Source organism: Streptomyces kurssanovii (assembly GCF_040677245.1).
GTDB classification, from domain to species: Bacteria; Actinomycetota; Actinomycetes; order Streptomycetales; family Streptomycetaceae; genus Streptomyces; species Streptomyces kurssanovii.
The window spans coordinates 63,584-82,662 of record NZ_JBFAQK010000002.1 but is presented as its reverse complement, the minus strand read 5'-3'; the positions used below and the strand labels follow the sequence as shown (position 1 = coordinate 82,662).

General features: G+C 70.6%; 14 protein-coding genes. 10 read left to right on the top strand and 4 right to left on the bottom strand.

Features of this window, described 5'->3' with window-relative positions:
- The first annotated feature begins 240 nt into the window (after window positions 1-240).
- From AB0K36_RS02395 to AB0K36_RS02375, 5 genes are all read left to right on the top strand, one after another.
- On the top strand, window positions 241-1,749 hold the full coding sequence (locus AB0K36_RS02395; protein WP_364587147.1) for a cytochrome ubiquinol oxidase subunit I: 1,509 nt from the start codon (window positions 241-243) through the stop codon (window positions 1,747-1,749).
- Between the two features lie 23 nt (window positions 1,750-1,772).
- Window positions 1,773-2,774: a cytochrome d ubiquinol oxidase subunit II gene (cydB, locus tag AB0K36_RS02390; protein ID WP_364587144.1), complete on the top strand. Its 1,002-nt coding sequence runs from the start codon at window positions 1,773-1,775 to the stop codon at window positions 2,772-2,774.
- Window positions 2,775-2,789: 15 nt separating this feature from the next.
- A complete protein-coding gene (cydD, locus tag AB0K36_RS02385; RefSeq protein WP_364587141.1) occupies window positions 2,790-6,404 on the top strand; it encodes a thiol reductant ABC exporter subunit CydD in 3,615 nt (1,204 codons plus the stop codon).
- Window positions 6,405-6,413: 9 nt separating this feature from the next.
- Window positions 6,414-8,165, top strand: a complete 1,752-nt coding sequence (locus AB0K36_RS02380; RefSeq protein WP_364587138.1) for a sensor histidine kinase — start codon at window positions 6,414-6,416, stop codon at window positions 8,163-8,165.
- A gap of 480 nt (window positions 8,166-8,645) precedes the next feature.
- Entirely contained in the window at window positions 8,646-9,692 is a 1,047-nt protein-coding gene (locus AB0K36_RS02375; RefSeq protein ID WP_364587135.1) for a M23 family metallopeptidase, read from the top strand.
- Window positions 9,693-9,770: 78 nt separating this feature from the next.
- On the opposite strand, the gene AB0K36_RS02370 is transcribed toward AB0K36_RS02375, so the two are convergent.
- Window positions 9,771-10,637: an HAD hydrolase family protein gene (locus AB0K36_RS02370; protein ID WP_364587132.1), complete on the bottom strand. Its 867-nt coding sequence runs from the start codon at window positions 10,635-10,637 to the stop codon at window positions 9,771-9,773.
- Between the two features lie 95 nt (window positions 10,638-10,732).
- Here AB0K36_RS02370 and AB0K36_RS02365 point away from each other — a divergent pair, with 95 nt between their 5' ends.
- Complete coding sequence (locus AB0K36_RS02365; protein WP_364587129.1) at window positions 10,733-11,632, top strand: LLM class flavin-dependent oxidoreductase; 900 nt, start codon at window positions 10,733-10,735, stop codon at window positions 11,630-11,632.
- A 23-nt stretch (window positions 11,633-11,655) separates the two neighbouring features.
- Here AB0K36_RS02365 and AB0K36_RS02360 read toward each other — a convergent pair whose 3' ends face one another.
- The 3 genes from AB0K36_RS02360 to AB0K36_RS02350 all read right to left on the bottom strand — a co-directional run bounded on the left by AB0K36_RS02360 (window position 11,656) and on the right by AB0K36_RS02350 (window position 15,146).
- On the bottom strand, window positions 11,656-12,246 hold the full coding sequence (locus AB0K36_RS02360) for an RNA 2'-phosphotransferase (protein ID WP_364587126.1): 591 nt from the start codon (window positions 12,244-12,246) through the stop codon (window positions 11,656-11,658).
- Between the two features lie 128 nt (window positions 12,247-12,374).
- Window positions 12,375-13,316 (bottom strand): MerR family transcriptional regulator, encoded by a 942-nt coding sequence (locus AB0K36_RS02355; protein WP_364587123.1) that lies wholly within the window; start codon window positions 13,314-13,316, stop codon window positions 12,375-12,377.
- A gap of 33 nt (window positions 13,317-13,349) precedes the next feature.
- Window positions 13,350-15,146, bottom strand: coding sequence for an SDR family oxidoreductase (locus AB0K36_RS02350; RefSeq protein WP_364587120.1), 1,797 nt, complete (start codon window positions 15,144-15,146; stop codon window positions 13,350-13,352).
- 360 nt (window positions 15,147-15,506) lie between these two features.
- On the opposite strand from AB0K36_RS02350, the gene AB0K36_RS02345 reads away from it, so the two are divergent.
- Genes AB0K36_RS02345 through AB0K36_RS02330 form a run of 4 tightly spaced genes read left to right on the top strand, consistent with a single transcriptional unit; the run spans window position 15,507 to window position 19,072 of the window.
- The gene (locus AB0K36_RS02345) at window positions 15,507-16,466 is read left to right on the top strand and encodes an ABC transporter ATP-binding protein (protein WP_364587716.1); all 960 of its coding nucleotides are present in this window, start codon (window positions 15,507-15,509) and stop codon (window positions 16,464-16,466) included.
- The gene (locus tag AB0K36_RS02340; RefSeq protein ID WP_364587117.1) at window positions 16,466-17,374 is read left to right on the top strand and encodes an ABC transporter permease; all 909 of its coding nucleotides are present in this window, start codon (window positions 16,466-16,468) and stop codon (window positions 17,372-17,374) included. Before AB0K36_RS02345 ends, AB0K36_RS02340 begins: the two co-directional genes overlap by 1 nt.
- A 49-nt stretch (window positions 17,375-17,423) precedes the next feature.
- A complete protein-coding gene (locus tag AB0K36_RS02335) occupies window positions 17,424-18,335 on the top strand; it encodes an ABC transporter ATP-binding protein (protein WP_159689990.1) in 912 nt (303 codons plus the stop codon).
- A 17-nt stretch (window positions 18,336-18,352) separates the two neighbouring features.
- Window positions 18,353-19,072 carry an ABC transporter permease gene (locus AB0K36_RS02330; RefSeq protein ID WP_159689993.1) on the top strand — a complete coding sequence of 240 codons (720 nt, stop codon included), beginning with the start codon at window positions 18,353-18,355 and terminating at the stop codon, window positions 19,070-19,072.
- Window positions 19,073-19,079: the final 7 nt, after the last annotated feature.

Sequence of the window (19,079 nt, the reverse complement as noted above, 5' to 3'; positions counted from 1 at the left end):
CCCGGTGCCCTGGCGGGCGGCAGGTGGTCTGAACAGGAGAAACCTTCCGGCCCCCGCGAGCACTCTGCTCGCGGGGGTTCTCCGTGCAAGGGGCACCCCCGGTCGACGTGTCCGAATGGCTGTGCGCAATAATGCTTGTGAATGTGAACGCGTTCACAAGCGCGTCCCGGTTCCTCCCGGAATCAGCCGAAGGGAGGGGGCGGCTGCCGCTGTGACCACGGCGACGTAAGGAGAGACGACGTGGACCTCGCTCTGGCGCCAGAGACCTTGGCGCGATGGCAGTTCGGCATCACCACCGTCTACCACTTCCTGTTCGTCCCCCTCACGATCTCGCTCGCGGCACTCACCGCCGGCCTGCAGACCGCCTGGGTGCGCACGGGTAAGGAGAAGTACCTCAGGGCCACCAAATTCTGGGGGAAGCTCTTCCTGATCAACATCGCCATGGGCGTCGTCACGGGCATCGTCCAGGAGTTCCAGTTCGGGATGAACTGGTCCGACTACTCGCGCTTCGTCGGTGACGTCTTCGGCGCCCCCCTCGCCTTCGAGGCGCTGATCGCCTTCTTCTTCGAGTCCACGTTCATCGGGCTGTGGATCTTCGGCTGGGACAAGCTGCCGCAGAAGATCCACCTGGCCTGCATCTGGATGGTCTCGATCGGCACGGTCCTCTCCGCCTACTTCATCCTGGCGGCCAACTCCTGGATGCAGCACCCGGTCGGCTACCGGATCAACGAGGAGCGCGGACGGGCCGAGCTCACCGACTTCTGGCTGGTCCTGACCCAGAACACCGCGCTCACCCAGTTCTTCCACACCATGACGGCGGCCTTCCTCGTCGGCGGAGCCTTCATGGCGGGCATATCGGCCTTCCACCTGGCGCGCCGGAAGCACATCCCCGTCATGCGGTCGTCCCTGCGGGTGGGCCTGGTCACGGTCGCGATCGCCGGTCTGATGACCGCGGTCAGCGGTGACCTGCTCGGCAAGGTGATGTACGAGCAGCAGCCCATGAAGATGGCGGCCGCCGAGGCGCTCTGGGACGGCGAGGCCCCCGCGCCGTTCTCGGTCTTCGCCTACGGGGACGTCGACAAGGGTCACAACAAGGTGGCCATCGAGATCCCGGGCCTGCTGTCCTTCCTCGCGCACAGCGACTTCGACTCCCACGTCCCAGGCATCAACGACGTCAACGAGGAACTCCAGGAGACGTACGGGCCCGGCGACTACCGGCCCAACATCCCGGTCGCCTACTGGGGCTTCCGCTGGATGATCGGCTTCGGCATGGCCTCGCTCACCATCGGGATGATCGGGCTCTGGCTGACCCGCAGAAAGTTCCTGCTGCCCGCCGCGCTGCGCACGGGTGAAGACGAAGTGCCCAACCTCGTGCTCTTCAGGAACATGGCGCTCAGCCCTCGTCTGGGCAGGTGGTACTGGCTGATCGCGCTGTGGACGATGGCCTTCCCCCTGATCGCCAACTCCTGGGGCTGGATCTTCACCGAGATGGGCCGGCAGCCGTGGGTCGTCTACGGAGTCATGCGCACTCGCGACGCGGTCTCCCCCGGTGTGTCCCAGGGCGAGGTGCTCATCTCGATGGCCGTCTTCACGCTGCTCTACGCCGTGCTCGCGGTGATCGAGGTCAGGCTGCTCGTGAAGTACGTCAAGGCCGGGCCGCCCGAACTCACGGAGGCCGACCTCACCCCGCCCACCAAGATCGGCGGCGACGACCGTGACGCCGACCGGCCGATGGCCTTCTCGTACTGAGTCCGCTGAGGAGCTGCTGAGGCATGGAACTCCACACCGTCTGGTTCGCACTCATCGCCGTCCTGTGGATCGGCTACTTCTTCCTGGAGGGCTTCGATTTCGGTATCGGCGTCCTCACCAAGCTGCTGGCGAGGGACCGCTCGGAGCGACGTGTCCTGATCAACACCATCGGACCGGTCTGGGACGGCAACGAGGTGTGGCTGCTCACGGCGGGCGGCGCCACGTTCGCCGCGTTCCCCGAGTGGTACGCCACGCTCTTCTCGGGCTTCTACCTCCCGCTCCTGCTCATCCTCGTCTGCCTGATCGTGCGGGGCGTCGCGTTCGAGTACCGGCACAAGCGGAAGGAGGAGCGCTGGCAGACCAACTGGGAGCACGCGATCTTCTGGACCTCGTTGCTGCCGGCCTTCCTGTGGGGCGTCGCCTTCGGGAACATCACGCGGGGCGTGGAGATCGACGAGAACAAGGAGTACGTCGGCGGTCTCCTCGACCTCCTCAACCCGTACGCCCTGCTCGGCGGGCTGGTGACGCTCACGCTGTTCACGTTCCACGGCGCGGTCTTCGCGGCGCTGAAGACGGCGGGGGGCATCAGGATCCGCGCCAGGGCACTGGCCCTGAAGCTCGGACTGCTCACCATGGCCCCGGCGCTCGGCTTCCTGCTGTGGACCCAGGCGTTGCGCGGTGACGGCAAGAGCCTGGTGGCGCTGATCGTGGCGGTGCTGGCGCTGGCCGGATCGGTCGTCGCGGTGAAGGCGGTCCGGGAGGGCTGGTCGTTCGCTCTCTCTGGAGTGGCTGTCGCCGCCTCGGTGGCGATGCTGTTCCTGGCGCTCTTCCCCGACGTGATGCCCTCCACTCTCGACGAGGCATGGAGCCTGACCGTCACCAATGCCTCGTCCAGCCCGTACACCCTGAAGATCATGACGTGGTGTGCGGCCGTCGCTGCCCCGCTGGTGATGCTCTACCAGGGGTGGACCTACTGGGTGTTCCGCAAGCGGATCGGCACCCAGCACATCGCCGATGCGCACTAGCGGGGGATGTTTCACGTGAAACCGATCGACCCGCGGCTGCTGCGGTACGCGCACGCGACCCGCCGCTTCCTGGCCGCAGTAGTGGTGCTCGGGATCGCCGGAGCGGTCCTGGTCATCGCCCAGGCGATGCTCATCGCCGAGGTGGTGGTCGGGGCGTTCCAGGAAGGGCTGTCCGCTGCGGGGCTGGGCACACCGCTGATGCTGCTGGCCGCGGTGGCGGTCGGACGCGCGGCCGTTTCCTGGTTGACGGAACTGGCCGCGCACCGTGCGAGCGCCGCGGTCAAGTCCGAGCTCCGGCGCCGGCTCCTGGAACGGGCCGCAGAGCTGGGGCCGGGCAGGCTGAGCGGACAGAACACCGGCTCGCTCGTCGCGCTGGCCACGCGCGGCGTCGACGCGCTGGACGACTACTTCTCGCGCTATCTGCCGCAACTGGGGCTCGCGGTCGTGGTGCCGGTGGCGGTGCTCGCCCGCATCGTGACGGAGGACTGGGTCTCGGCCGGGATCATCGTGGTGACCCTGCCGCTGATCCCGGCGTTCATGGTGCTGATCGGCTGGGCGACACAGTCGAGCATGGACCGCCAATGGCGGTTGCTGTCCCGGCTGTCCGGCCACTTTCTGGACGTGGTCGCGGGGCTGCCGACACTGAAGGTGTTCGGACGGGCGAAGGCGCAGGCCGAGTCCATCCGGACCATCACCACCCAGTACCGCCGAGCGACCATGCGCACCTTGCGGATCGCGTTCCTGTCGTCCTTCGCGCTGGAGCTGCTGTCGACGCTGTCGGTGGCCCTGGTGGCCGTGGGTGTCGGTATGCGACTGGTCCACGGTGATCTGGATCTGTACACCGGACTGGTGATCCTCGTCCTCGCGCCCGAGGCGTACCTGCCGATCCGGCAGGTGGGGGCCCAGTTCCACGCCGCCGCGGAGGGACTCTCCGCGGCGGAGGAGATCTTCGACGTGCTCGAGACCGCACCGCGGCGATCCGGTGCGGCTCCCGTTCCCGGCACGCTCCGTCTGGAGGTCGACGGGGTGACGGTCCGCCACCAGGGCCGTCGCGAAGCGTCGTTGAGCCGTACCTCGCTGGTGGTCGAGCCGGGCGAGACGGTCGCCCTCGTCGGGGAGAGCGGCGTCGGCAAATCCACCCTGCTCGACGTGCTGCTGGGGTTCGTGGACCCGGCAGAAGGCCGCGTACGCGTCGGTGGCACGGACCTGGCGGATCTGGACATGGAGGAGTGGAGGCGGCAGGTCGCCTGGGTTCCCCAGCTGCCGTATCTCTTCGCCGGAACGATCGCGGAGAACGTGCGGCTCGCGAGGCCGGACGCGGACGACGCGGCCGTCGTGGGGGCGTTGCGCGAGGCGGGGGCGTACGACTTCGTCGCCGACCTCCCCGAGGGGCCGGACACGCTGATCGGCGAGGACGGCGCCGGTCTTTCCGCAGGGCAGCGGCAACGGCTCGCGCTGGCAAGGGCGTTCCTCGCGGACAGGCCGCTGCTGCTGCTCGACGAGCCGACGGCCGCGCTGGACGGGGCGACGGAGGAAGGCATCGTCGAGGCGGTGCGGCGGCTGGCCGAGGGCCGGACCGTGCTGCTGGTCGTACACCGTCCGGCACTCCTGGCGGTGGCGGACCGGGTCGTCACACTCTCCCGGCCGGCAGTCCCTCAGCATGCGGAGATCGGTGCACCGGCGGCAACGGCAGCCAAGGCGGCGGGAGCTATGGCGGCCGATCCGGCGTCTGCGGGAAGTCCGGCCCCGGCCCGAGCGCCGGGCGGGACGGCACGCCGGCCGCTGGTACGGGTACGGGAAGCGGCCCGGCACCTGCGCGGACGGCTCGCACTGGCCCTGCTGCTGGGCAGTCTCGCTCTCGGCTCGGCGGTCGGGCTCATGGCCGTGTCGGGATGGCTCATCTCCCGTGCGTCCGAACAGCCGCCGGTGCTGCACCTGATGGTGGCCGTGACGGCCACCCGGGCATTCGGGATCGGACGCGCCGTCTTCCGGTACGCGGAGCGGCTCGTGTCCCACGACGCCGTGCTGCGCATGCTCGCCGAGATGCGCGTCGAGGTGTACCGCAGGCTCGAACGCATCGCGCCAGCCGGACTGGGCCGGACCAGGCGCGGTGACCTGCTGTCCCGGCTCGTCACCGATGTGGACGCCCTCCAGGACTACTGGCTGCGCTGGCTGCTGCCTGCCGGCACGGCGGTCCTGGTCTGCGCCGGGTCGGTCGGTTTCACCGCCTGGCTGCTGCCCGAGGCGGGCCTGGTCCTCGCCGTCGGACTGCTCGTGGCAGGAGTGGGCGTCCCGCTGATCGGCGGGACGATCGCCCGGCGTGCCGAGCGGCAACTCGCCCCCGCCCGCGGCGTCCTGGCGACCAGGGTCGTCGACCTGCTGAGGGGGACGGCCGAACTGTCCGTCGCCGGTGCGCTGCCGCGGCGTGTCGCTTCGGCACGCGACGCCGACCGGGCACTGACCCGCATCGCGGCACGCCAGTCCGCCGCCACCGCGCTCGGCGGTGGGCTCTCCGCCCTCGTCTGCTCCCTGACCGTGGTGGGTACCGCACTGGTCGGTGTGCAGGCGGTGGCGGCGGGGCGTCTCGACGGGACCAGCCTGGCGGTCGTCGTGCTCACACCGCTCGCCGCCTTCGAGGCGGTCTCCGCCCTGCCCCTCGCGGTGCAGTACCGGCGGCGGGTCGCGCGCAGCGCGGAGCGGGTGTACGAGGTCATCGACGCGCCCGTTCCCGTGCGGGAGCCGGTCCGGCCGGCCGCTCCGCCCGCCACGGCATTCCCGCTGGAGCTCCGCGGTATCGGCGCCCGGTACGCGGACCAGCGGCGGGACGCGCTGAGCGGGTTCGACCTGACGTTGACCCCCGGGAAGCGGGTCGCCGTCGTCGGTGTCTCGGGCTCGGGGAAGACGACGCTCGCGCAGGTGCTGCTCCGGTTCCTGGACGCCGGATCGGGGACGTACACCCTCGGCGGTGTGCCCGCCGGTGAGATGGAAGGCGACGCCGTGCGGCGGTTCGTGGGGCTGTGTGCCCAGGACGCCCATCTCTTCGACAGTTCGGTACGCGAGAACCTCAGGCTCGCCCGGCCGGACGCCACGGAGGAGGAGCTGAGGGGAGCGCTCGACGACGCCCGGCTGCTGGACTGGGTCGACGCCCTCCCCGACGGACTCGACACCCTCGTCGGGGAGCACGGCGCCCGGCTCTCCGGAGGTCAGCGGCAGAGGCTCGCCCTGGCGCGGGCCCTCCTCGCCGCCTTCCCCGTACTCGTACTGGACGAGCCCGCCGAACATCTCGACCTGGCGACGGCCGACGCGCTCACCGCCGACCTTCTGGCGGTGACGGAACGGCACGTGACGCGTCCGGGAGGCCCGGCAGGAGCGACAGCCGCCCCGCCCGCGTACGGGACGGGTCCGGCGGCCGCCGCCGCGACAGCGCCGGCGACCGTGCTGATCACGCATCGGTTGCGCGGCCTGGACGCGGTCGACGAGATCGTGGTGCTGGAATCCGGACGGGTGGTGCAGCGAGGGACGTACGAGGCCCTTGCCGTGATCGACGGGCCGCTGCGGACGATGCTCGAGCGCGAGTACGCCGCCGACCGGATCGGTGCCCGACTTTCCCTGTCAAATGGGACTAATTAGTCTCAGGGCATGACCGCCTCCGAACCACAGGGCCCATCCGATGCCGCGGCCCGGGAGGCGCCTGCCCCTCCGGTGCTGTCCGCGGAGGTCACCACCCGGGTGCCGCAGCTCCTGGAGGCCATGCGATCGGTCGGCACCGGACTGGAACTGCACGGGACGCTCGACCGGATCTGCCGGACCGCCGCCGCGCTGGCAGACGCCCGCTACGCGGCGATCGGCGTCTTCGACGCCCAGGGGCAGGGCCTCGCCGACTTCGTGACGTGCGGCGTCGACGAGGAGGTGGCGCGGCGCATCGGGCGCCGGCCCGACGGCCGGCGGGGGCTGCTGGGTGCGCTGGTCCGTGAGCCCTCACCGGTACGGCTCACCGACCTGACGACCGATCCCAGGGCCACCGGATTTCCCCCCGGACACCCGCCGATGCGTTCCTTCATCGGGGTACCCATCCGTGTCGAGGGCGAGATCTTCGGAAATCTGTACCTGACGGAGAAGGCCGACGGGGGGTCGTTCGACGTCGACGACCTCCACATGGTCAGGCTGCTCGCCGCCGAGGCGGGTATCGCCATCGGCAACGCCCGGCTGTACGAGGCGGCCCGCCGGCGCGAGCGGTGGATCGACGGATCGGTGGCCGTCACCACCGCGCTGCTCGCCGGAAGCGACGCGGACGACGCGCTCTCCGTCGTCGCGGAACAGGCGCGCCACCTTGCCGACTCGGCCGCCGGGATCGTGTTGCTGACGACCCAGGACGGCGGCCTGGAGGTCGTCGCCGTCTCCGCGGACCGGCCCGCCGCCTCCCTCGGCGTGGTGATCCCCGCGGACAGTCCCGTCGTGGCCCGACTCCTGGCGGGCCGGGCCGTGTTCGCCACGGACGCGGCCACCGACCCGCGGATGCTCACCAGGGTGGCCCACCGGTACGGACCTACCATGATGCTGCCGCTGCAGAGCGGCGGACGCGTGCTCGGCGCGCTCGCCACACCGCGGGAGGCCGGGGCGCCCCCGTTCACCGAGGCAGAGCGCACGCTCGCCACCCGGTTCGCCTCACAGGCCGCGCTGGCGCTGATGATGGCGGAGGCCCAGCGGGACCGGGAGCGGCTGGCGGTGCTCGAGGACCGGGACCGTATCGCCCGCGATCTGCACGACCTCGTCATCCAACGGCTCTTCGCCACCGGCATGATGCTCGAGAGCGCACAGCGCGGCTCCGCCGTTCCCGCGGTACGGGACGGAATCGGCAGGGCCGTCGACGAACTCGACGTGACCATCCAGGAGATCCGTACGGCTGTCTTCGCCCTCCAGCAGGGGGCGGCGGAAGCGCCCTCGGGCCTGCGCACCCGCGTGACGCGGGAGATCAACATGGCGGCCGTGCCGCTGGGTTTCCGGCCCGGCCACAGCTTCGTCGGACCGATCGACCGGGCGGTCGGCGAACTCACCGGGAAGAACCTGGTGGCAGCGCTTCGGGAGGCCCTCTCCAACGCCTTCCGGCATGCGGGTGCGTCGCGCATCGAGGTCGTCGTCGACGCGACCGTGCGGCTCCCCGACGGCACCGAAGGCGTACGCCTGACGGTCGCCGACGACGGCGTCGGAATGCCGCCCGGCGGCAGGCGCAGCGGACTGCGCAACCTCGCGCGGCGGGCGGAATCGCTCGGCGGATCGAGCCGCTACGGGCCCGGCATCGGCCACGACGGGGCCGGAACCACCGTCACGTGGGAGGCCCCGCTGCGGCCCACGCCGACGGGACAGCTCCGGCCACCGACCACCGGGGACTGACCGGACCTGGCGGGCCCGGGCTTGGCCCGGGCGGGGAGGAGTTGGGCCGAACGGTCTTCGACCGACGTCGGCCTGGTCCGGCCCTGATCCAACCGGGACCCGTTGCCGGACGTCGCCTGCCGGGGCCCTGCTTCCGCTTTGGAGGACCGGTGCCTGACCCTACTGGGGCGGAGCTGGGCCCGGTTCTGGCTCGGACGGGCCGGTGTCTGATGCTGCCTTGGACGGGCCTGGGCCCGGTTCCGGCTCGGACGGGCTGTGTCTGATGCGGCCCTGGCCGGTACTGGGCTGACCCGGATTCGGACCGACGGGACCCTGGTCCCGACGTGGCCGTCCGGGATCGGACCGTCCCCGGACGGCCTGACCCCACCGGAGGGGCCGCACCCTCGTTGTCGCCCGTGTTGCGGCTGTGACTGGGCCAGCCGGCCGTACGACACCGTTCCGGTCCCCGGCATCCCGCCGTTCCCGGGTGACGATCCGTCAATGAGCTCGAGACACCGCGACCGGTTTCTGATCGTCCCGGTGATGCTGTGCACGCTCCTCGGCACGCCGGCATCCACAGCCGTGGCGTCCGACGGCCCGGCGCCACCGGCGGGCGCCGAAGTGGCACGGCTGTACGCGGAGGCGGCCAAGGCGACGGAGCAGTACGAGCAAGGCAGGCGCGCCGCGGAGCGGCAGCGGGCCACGGCGAAGCGGCTCGAAGGCAGGGTCGCCCGACAACGGGAGCGCCTCGGCGCCGTCCATGACGCCATCGGCGGCGTCGCCCGGGAGCAGTACCGCACCGGCGGTTCGCTCGCCCACACCGGCCGCCTCCTGCTCGCGGACGATCCGGATGCGCTGCTGCGCGGCTACCGGCTCGCCGCCCGGGCCGAGAAGGCGGTCAGCCGGCTGCTGGACCGCGAGCGGACGGCGGAGCGCGATCTCGTCGCGGCGGAGACGAGCGCCCGTGCCGCATGGCAGAACCTCGCCGCACGCAACGCACGGCTGGCAGTCGTCAAGCGCGGTATCGAGACGAAGCTGGAGTCCGCGCAGTGGAAGCTTCAGGCCGAGGCGGACCGCAGCGTGGCGGCGGGCAGGTGCGCCGGGGCCGTACGCATCGAGCAGCCGGGCAGGGCCCCGCGGGGCCCCGAGTGGGTGACGCCCGTGGAGAACTACGCGCTGTCCGCCGGTTTCGGAGGTGCCGGTGAGCGATGGGCGAGCCGGCACACGGGCCAGGACTTCGCCGTCGACATCGGAGCCCCTGTGCGGTCGGTCGGGGCGGGGCGGGTGGCCTCCGTGTCGTGCGGCGGGGCCTTCGGGATCGAGGTCCTGGTGCAGCACCCCGACGGCTACTACTCCCAGTACGCGCACCTGGCGGGGGTCACCGTCGACCAGGGCGAGCGGGTGGCCACCGGTCAGTGGATCGGGCAGGCGGGTACGACGGGGAATTCGACGGGGCCGCACCTCCACTTCGAGGTGCGGCTCACGCCGTATCTGGGTTCCGGTGTGGATCCGGCCGTGTGGCTGCGCGAGCGCGGTGTGATCCTCTGAGCGGTCGACCCACTGACAGGAGCCGCGCACGGCCTCTGCTTCAGCGCGGCACACCGTCGAGGATGCGGGGAACCCGTGTCAGAGCTGCTGCCCCGAGCGCCGGGCCAGGATCTCTTCGATGACGACCGCGACACCGTCGTCGTTGTTGGCGACCGTGCGCCCGGAGGCGGCCGCGATCACGTCGGGATGGGCGTTGCCCATGGCGTAGGAGGTTCCGGCCCAGGTCAGCATCTCCACGTCGTTCGGCATGTCACCGAACGCCACCACCTCGTCGGAGGAGATGCCCCGCTGTGCGCAGCACAGCGCGAGGGTGCTGGCCTTGCTCACGCCCGGTCCGCTGACCTCCAGGAGCGCGGTCGGGCTGGAGCGGGTGAACGACGCGACGGCGCCCGCCGCCGTGCGGGCCAGCGTGAGGAAGCCGTCAGGCTGGAGGTCCGGATGGTGGGCGAGCAGCTTGAGCACGGGGGCGCCCTCGCCCGGCTCCTCCTCGTGGAGCAGCTTCTCCACGGGAGCGATGGTCGCCCCCGGGTCGAGATGGAAGGGCGGATAGTCGGGCTCGTAGTGGATGCCGGTCGTCAGCTCGACCGCGAACGCCGTGCCGGGGGCGGTCGTGCGCAGCGTCCGCACGACCTCCATGGCCGTGTCCCGGGGCAGGTCGCGGACCTCCAGCATCTTGCCGCCGGCATGCAGGTCGACCACTGCGGCGCCGTTCGCGCAGATGGCGAGTCCGTGGCCGTGGACGTGGGCGCTGACGACGTCCATCCAGCGGGCGGGCCTGCCCGTGACGAAGAAGACCTCGATCCCTGCCTCCTCGGCGGCCGCGAGTGCGGCGATCGTACGGTCGGAGACCGACTTGTCGTCGCGCAGCAGAGTGCCGTCGAGGTCGGTGGCGATCAGCCGGGGTGTGGTGGCGGGCAGGCGGAGGGGATCGGTAGCTGAGGTCACAGGTTCATTCTCCCGTACCGGGTGCACGTGCGTGCGAGAGGGCGCACATTTGAGTGGACACCGGCAAACCGGCCCGGCCACGTAGGCTCGGGGCCATGCGTCTGAGCACTGTGATACTCCCCGTCCGCCCCTGGCGGAGCGGTGGCCGCGACGAATGGCTGCGCGCCGAGCAGCTCGGCTTCCACACCGCGTACACGTACGACCACCTCTCGTGGCGGACCTTCCGTGACGGTCCCTGGTACGGGGCCGTCCCGACGCTGACCGCCGCTGCCGCGGCGACCGAGCGGCTGCGCCTCGGGACGCTGGTCACCTCGCCGAACTTCCGGCATCCGGTGACCCTGGCGAAGGACCTGATCTCGCTGGACGACGTGTCGGACGGGCGGATCACGCTGGGGATCGGTGCCGGCGGAACGGGCTTCGACGCCACCGCCCTGGGCCAGGAGGCGTGGACACCGCGGGAGCGGGCGGACCGCTTCGCCGAGTTCGTGCCGCTGCTCGACCGGCTGCTGACCGAGGGTTCCGTGACGCACGAGGGGGCCTTCTACTCGGCGGTGGAGGCCAGGAACATCCCTGGGTGCGTACAGCGGCCGCGGCTCCCGTTCGCGATCGCCGCGACCGGCCCGCGCGGGCTGAAGCTTGCAGCCAGGTACGGGCAGGCATGGGTGACCACCGGAGATCCGAAGCTGTTCGAGACGGGCACCCCCGAGCAGTCCCTGGAGGCCATCGGCGGCCAGATCGACAAGCTCGCCAAGGCCTGTGCCGAGACCGGCCGGAACGTGGCGGAGCTGGACAAGATCCTGCTCACCGGCTTCACCCCCGACCGCGGGCGTCCGCTGGAGTCACTGGACGCGTTCGTGGACTTCGCGGGCAAGCACATCGAGCTCGGGTTCACCGAGATCGTCGTCCACGCCCCGATCCCCGACTCGGACTTCGCCGCCGACCAGGCGGTCTTCGAGCGGATCGCGACCGAGGCGCCGGCCCAGCTGGGCGGCTGACGCGGACGCGGGCGCCGCTGCCCTCAGGGGCGCCGTGCGTCGGGGAAGCGGATGAACCGGGGCGGTACGGAGGCGGTGAGCCAGACGCCGTTGGCGCTCACCCGGAAGACATGGCCGGCCCGGTGCAGCGCTCCCGCGTGGATGGAGAGGACGACGGGGCGGCCGCGCCGGGCGCCCACGCGGGTCGCCGTCTCCCGGTCCGGCGACAGGTGCACGTCGTGTCGGGCCATGGGCAGCAGGCCGTCCGCGCGGATCGCGTCCAGGTTGCGGGAGACGGTCCCGTGGTACAGGTACTCGGGTGGCTCCGCGGTGGGCAGGTCGAGATCGACGGCGACGGTGTGCCCCTGGTTGGCGCGGATCAGTGTGCCCTCGATGGTGAAGCGGCGTTTGTCGTTGACGGCGACGACATGGTCGAGCTCTGCACGGGTGAAACGGAAGCCGTGCTCGGACGCGGCACGCATCAGCTCGTCGATCTCCACCCAGCCGTTGGCGTCGAGAGTGATGCCGATCCGCTCCGGTTGGTGACGCAGATGCTTCGAGAGGTACTTCGACACCTTGACGGTGCGTCTCTCGTCGGGCGGCGCTGCTCCGCCGTTCTCAGGTTTCGGGTTCATGCCGCCAGCGTGCCCGGTGGGATGTCGCCGACGCCACTGAGAAAAGTTCGGCACCGAGGTTTGATCCACAACCAACTCCGCTTATCCACAGGGGAATTGGCGATTCTGTGGAGAACTCCTCTTGCAACTCAGTCGATTTGATCAACTTGCCCTGACTTCGCATAATTTGACGTCAATGCATCCAATGTCCTGTTGTGCAGCTCCCGTTCGGTGGCGGCGTGAACAAAGGCCGCGGCGTCGGCCACGCCAACCAGCCGCCGTACGGCCCGCATCGTCCCGGCCGGCAGGGCGACCGTCGTGCGCTCTTCCTCCGCTCTCGGCGGCGCGTCGGGCAGGAGGTGCTGACGGAGGTGGAGAGTGGCGAACACCCGCATGGCACGGGCCAGTTCGGCGTCGATCGTCTGCTGGGCGAGAGGGCGCAGCCGCCGCACCAGTGCCGCTGCCTCCGTCGCGTCGGCATCGGTCGGCGGGCCATGCTCCAGGAACCGCGCGAAGACGTGCTCCGTCGTGAACTCCAGGAATCGGCAGGCAATGTGCTCGACCTGCTGCCGAACCTCCTTGAGATGCCCCGAGATCGCGACCAGTGGCACGCCCGCCGCATGCAACTCGACTGCCACGGCCAGCTCTTGTGGACTAGGTACGAGGAATTCGTCCTCGTTGCCAGGGACCGGTTCCAGTACGCCGAGCGTCACCGCTTCCGCGAGAGCGTCCTCGTCGGGAACCCCGCCGAACCGTCGCTCCAGCTCGGCGCGGGAGATCCTCGCGACCTTCTCGTCGGTCCACGGACCCTGCACCTCGGCCACCAGACCGAGCACTCCGCCGAGACCACGGCCGGTGTCCCAGGCGTCCAGAAGCTCCTTGATGGAAGCCAGTGTGTAACCCCGGTCGAGGAGGTCCGCTATCTGGTGCAGGCGGTCGAGGTGCACGGGGCCGTACACGTTGGAACGGCCCCGCCGCTCCGGCCTGGGCAGCAGCCCGCGGTCCTGATAGGCGCGGATGGTCCGGACCGTGGCCCCGCTGTGGTGCGCCAGGTCCTCGATCCGGTATTCGGCTGCGGACTGTTCCGGCAAACCCGCTCCCTCAACTACGGCCGGAGGCAAGCGTCAAAGCCTCGGCCTGATTCTGGCGAACGCGCGCAGCAGTCCCGGTGAGACGCGTGACAGCAGGTGGGCTGCTCGGGCCTCCGGAGTGACCGGTACGACGGCCTGGTTCCGCACCACCGCCCGCAGGACGGCGTCCGCGACCTTCTCCGGAGGGTAGTTGCGCAGCCCGTACAGCCGGGCCGTCTTCTTCTGCCGCCGCTTCTCCTCCATCTCGTCCACCCCTGCGAAGCGAGCGGTGGCGGTGATGTTGGTGTTGACGATCCCGGGGCAGACAGCGGTGACCCCGATGTCCCGGCCGGCCAGCTCGGCGCGCAGGCACTCGCTGAGCATCAGCACCGCGGCCTTCGAGGTGCTGTACGCGGGAAGGGCCCTCGACGGCAGATAGGCGGCGGCGGAGGCGATGTTGACTATGTGGCCACCCTGGCCGCGCTCGGCCATCTGACCGCCGAAGATCCGGCAACCGTGGATCACTCCCCACAAGTTGACGTCCAGGACCTTCTTCCAGTCCTCCGAGCTCGTGTCCAGGAAGGGCCCGGAGAGCCCGATCCCGGCGTTGTTGACCAGCACATCGACGACGCCGTACTCGGCGGCCACCTTCTCCGCCAGCTTTTCCATGGCCTGCTCGTCGCTGACGTCCACCACCTCGGCCCAGGCGTCGAGGGCGCCTCCGAGCAGGCACGCCTCAGCCGTGCCGGCCGCGCCGACGGCGTCCCGGTCCGCGGCCACGACGCGCGCCCCGGCCGCCGCGAAGGCGAGCGCCGTGGCCCGGCCGATGCCGCTGGCCGCCCCTGTCACGAGGACCGGCCGGCCGGCGAAGTGTTCCGCATACGGGCCCGTTGCGGGCCGCGCCCCCGTCTGCCGCCTGCCGGACCCGCCCGACCCGTCGGCACCGCCCTCGTGCGTCTCGACGAAGTCGGTGATCCATGTGCCGAGTTGATCGGGCCGGGTCCGGGGAACCCAGTGTTTGGCCGCCAGTGAGCGACGGGTCAACCGCGGTACCCACTCGTCGAGATCGTCGTACAGCCGCTCGGAGAGGAACGCGTCACCGGTCGGAGTGATCAGCTGGACCGGAGCGTGGGCGTGGGCGTCTACGCGCGGCCGGCGCAGCCGCGCACGGACGTTGTCGCGGTAGAGCCAGGCGCCGCGGGCCGCGTCCTGCGGCAGTGACGCCGTCGGGTAGTCGCCCTGGGGCACCTTCTCGACCCGCTGAAGAATCCCCGGCCAGTACCTGCCCAGCGGGCCGCGCCAGGCCAGCTCGGGCAGTACCGGTGTGTGCAGCAGGTACACGTACCAGGACTTGGCGCCCTGGCCGAGCAGCTGTCCGACCCTCCTGGGGGTGGGACGCATCGTCCGTCGTTTGATCCAGTGGCCGAAGTGGTCCAGGGACGGGCCCGACATGGAGGTGAAGGAGGCGATGCGGCCCTCGGTGCGCCCGACCGTGACGAACTCCCATCCCTGCACGGAGCCCCAGTCGTGTCCGACCAGGTGCACGGGCCGGTCCGGGCTCACGGCGTCGGCGACCGCCAGGAAGTCGTCCGTCAGCTTCTCCAGGGTGAATCCGCCGCGCAACGGGACCGGGGCCGTGGAGCGGCCGTGTCCACGGACGTCGTACAGCACCACATGGAAGCTTTCCGCGAGGCGGGTCGCGACCTCCGACCAGACCTCCTTGCTGTCGGGGTAGCCGTGGACGAGCACCACGGTCGGCCGTGTCGGGTCGCCGAGCTCGGCGACGCACAGCTCGATCCCTCCCGTACTGATCCGGCGCTCGCGCGCCGTCGGCAGTCCTCGCACGCTCAACGGTCCTCTCCTCGGCACAGCTTCCGCACGCGGGCATCGTCCGGCCGGAAAAGCGCTTCGCCAGGGTCGTCGGAGCCGCGGCCGCCATGCGGTCACCGAGCCCCCGGATCCCCCTGCCACCGTCCGTCCCCCGGGCGGCACGCGCCGTAACCTGCCACTGATGAATGTGACAATGCCCGGCGGCTACGTCAAGGGGCATGCGGCGCCTGTGGAGGGACGCGACCGCCGGGTACGCCCCCGACGGTCCCGTCCACCAAGGTCGGACAGCCCTTACGGGCCTGTACCTCTTGAGTCGGAGACGGAAAGAGCCGCGAGGCTGACGTCAGACCTGCCGCACGCCACTACCTTCGAAACGTGACTGTGATCGCGACCGAAAGCCTGAGCAAGCGGTTCCCCAGGGTGACCGCGCTTGACCGGCTCTCCTTGGACATCGGCCCCGGTGTGACCGGCCTGGTGGGCGCCAACGGAGCCGGCAAGTCCACGTTGATCAAGATCCTGCTGGGTCTGTCCCCCGCCACGGAAGGCCGCGCCGCCGTGCTCGGCCTGGACGTCGCCACCAACGGCGCCCGTATCCGCGAGCAGGTGGGCTACATGCCCGAGCACGACTGCCTGCCGCCGGACGTCTCCGCCACGGAGTTCGTCGTCCACATGGCGCGCATGTCCGGCCTCCCGCCGACCGCCGCACGAGAACGCACCGCGGACACGCTGCGCCACGTCGGCCTGTACGAGGAGCGGTACCGCCCCATCGGGGGTTACTCGACCGGCATGAAGCAGCGGGTGAAACTCGCGCAGGCCCTGGTCCACGACCCCAAGCTGGTCCTGCTCGACGAGCCGACCAACGGTCTCGACCCGGTCGGCCGTGACGAGATGCTCAACCTGATCCGGCGGGTCCACACCGACTTCGGCATCTCGGTCCTGGTCACCTCTCATCTGCTCGGAGAGCTCGAGCGCACCTGCGACCATGTCGTCGTCGTGGACGGCGGCACCCTGCTGCGCTCCAGTTCCACCAAGGAGTTCACGCAGACGACGACCACCCTCGCGGTCGAGGTCACCGACTCCGACGCACACCCCGACGGTACGGCCGCGCTCCGTGCGGCCCTCACCGCCGCCGGGCTCAAGCTGCACGACCGCACGGAGGACGGGCTGCCCGGCGCCGGCCACATCCTCCTGCTCGAGGCGGCCGGCGAGGAGACGTACGACACCGTGCGCGACGCCGTCGCCGAACTCGGCCTCGGGCTCGTCCGCATGGAACAGCGACGCCACCACATCGCGGAGGTCTTCCGCCCTGAGGCCGCCAAGGCCATGGAGGTGCAGGCCTGATGAGCACCCAGACCCAGGGCGGCCAGGTCCCCGGTACGACGCGGATCCACAACATCGGATACCGCAACTACGACGGCCCCCGCCTCGGCCGCGCCTACGCGCGCCGCTCCCTCTACTCGCAGTCGCTGCGCGGCGCCTTCGGTCTCGGCCGCTCGGCCAAGTCCAAGGTGCTGCCGATGATCCTGCTCGGCATCATGTGCATGGTCGCGGCGATCATCGTGGCCGTGGCCGTCGCCACCCCCAACATGACCGACCTGCCGCTGAAGTACACGCGCTACGCGATCATCATGCAGGCCCTGATCGCGCTGTTCCTCGCCTCGCAGGCACCGCAGTCCGTCTCCCGCGATCTGCGTTTCAAGTCCGTGCCGCTGTACTTCTCACGGCCGATCGAACGCGTCGACTACGTCCTCGCCAAGTTCGCGGCCATGGCCTCCGCCGTCTTCGTGCTCACCGCCGCACCGCTGGTGATCCTCTACGCGGGCGCGCTGCTGGCGAAGTTCGACTTCGCCGACCAGACGAAGGGCTTCGCGCAGGGACTGGTCTCCGTGGCTGTGCTCTCCGTCCTCTTCGGCGGGATCGGGCTCGTGCTCGCCGCGTTCACCCCCCGCCGCGGCTTCGGCGTCGCCGCCGTGATCGCGACGCTCACCATCACCTACGGCGCGGTCTCCACCGTCCAGGCCATCGCCTGGGAGACGGGCTCCGCCGGAGTGATCCAGTGGCTGGGCCTGTTCTCACCGGTCACGCTCATCGACGGGCTGCAGACCGCCTTCCTCGGCGCGACCTCCGCCTTCCCCGGCGGCGAGGGACCCGGCGCCGGCGTCGGAGTCGTCTATCTGCTCGTCGTCCTCGCGCTCGTCGCCGGTTCGTACGGCGTCCTCATGCGCCGCTACCGAAAGGTCGGGCTGTGAGCCCGGAACCGTCGCCCGCCACCACCCTTCCTAGGAATGCGCTGCGCCCATGAGCACTCTTCGCATCGACAACACCTCGCGGTGGTTCGGCAACGTCGTCGCCGTCAACGACGTGACGATGACCATCGGCCCCGGCGTCACCGGCCTCCTCGGCCCCAACGGCGCGGGGAAGTCCACCCTCATCAACATGATGGGCGGCTTCCTCGCCCCCTCGAACGGCACCGTCACCCTCGACGGGGCCCAGATCTGGCGCAACGAGTCCGTCTACCGGCAGATCGGGGTCGTCCCGGAGCGGGAGGCGATGTACGACTTCCTCACCGGCCGTGAGTTCGTGGTCGCCAACGCCGAACTGCACGGCCTGGGCGCGAAGGAGGCCCAAAGGGCTCTCGCGACGGTCGAGATGGAGTACGCGCAGGACCGCAAGGTCTCCACGTACAGCAAGGGCATGCGCCAGCGGGTGAAGATGGCTTCCGCCCTCGTGCACGACCCGTCGGTGCTGCTGCTCGACGAACCGTTCAACGGCATGGACCCGCGCCAGCGGATGCAGCTGATGGATCTGCTGCGACGGATGGGCGCCGAGGGCCGCACGGTCCTGTTCTCCTCGCACATCCTGGAGGAGGTGGAGCAACTCGCCTCGCACATCGAGGTGATCGTCGCCGGACGCCACGCGGCCAGCGGTGATTTCCGCCGTATCCGCCGGCTGATGACCGACCGGCCGCACCGCTATCTGGTGCGCTCCAGCGACGACCGGGCGCTCGCCGCCGCCCTGATCGCCGACCCGTCGACCGCGGGGATCGAGGTCGACCTGGCCGAGGGCGCGCTGCGTATCCAGGCAGTCGACTTCGGCCGGTTCACCGAGCTCCTTCCGAAGGTCGCCCGCGAGCACTCCATCCGGCTGCTGACGGTCTCGCCCTCGGACGAGTCCCTCGAGTCGGTCTTCTCCTACCTCGTAGCGGCCTGAAAGGAGCTGTGACGGACATGTACAACCCCACAGTCGCCCGGCTCACCTATCGGGCCGTCCTCGGCAGGCGCCGAGCCGCGATCCTGTTCGTGCTCCCCGGACTGCTGCTGCTGATCGCGGCCGCCGTACGGGGCTTCAACGGGGCGGACGACCAGGTCGCCGCCGATGTCCTCGGCGGGTTCGCCATCGCCACGATGGTGCCCCTGATCGGTGTCATCGCCGGCACGGGGTCGATCGGCCCCGAGATCGACGACGGCTCGATCGTCTATCTGCTCGCCAAGCCGGTGAAGCGGCCGACGATCATCTTCACCAAACTCATCGTCGCGATCGCCGTCACGATGGCCTTCTCCGCGGTGCCCACGTTCATCGCCGGTTTCATCCTGAACGGCAACGGCCAGCAGGTGGCCATCGCCTACACCGTGGCGGCCCTGGTGGCGTCGATCGCCTACAGCGCGCTCTTCCTGCTGCTCGGCACGGTCAGCCGGCACGCGGTGGTCATCGGCCTCGTCTACGCCCTGGTGTGGGAGACCCTCTTCGGCAGCCTGGTGCCCGGCGCCCGCACGCTCAGCGTCCAGCAGTGGTCGCTGGCGCTCGCCGAGAAGATCGGCGGCGAAGGGCTGATCGGCTCCGACGTGGGCCTGCCCGCGGCGGTGGCGCTGCTAGCCGGCGTCACGGTGGCCGCGACCTGGTACGCGGGCCAGAAGCTGCGGGTGCTCAAGCTCGCCGGCGAGGAGTGAGCCGCGA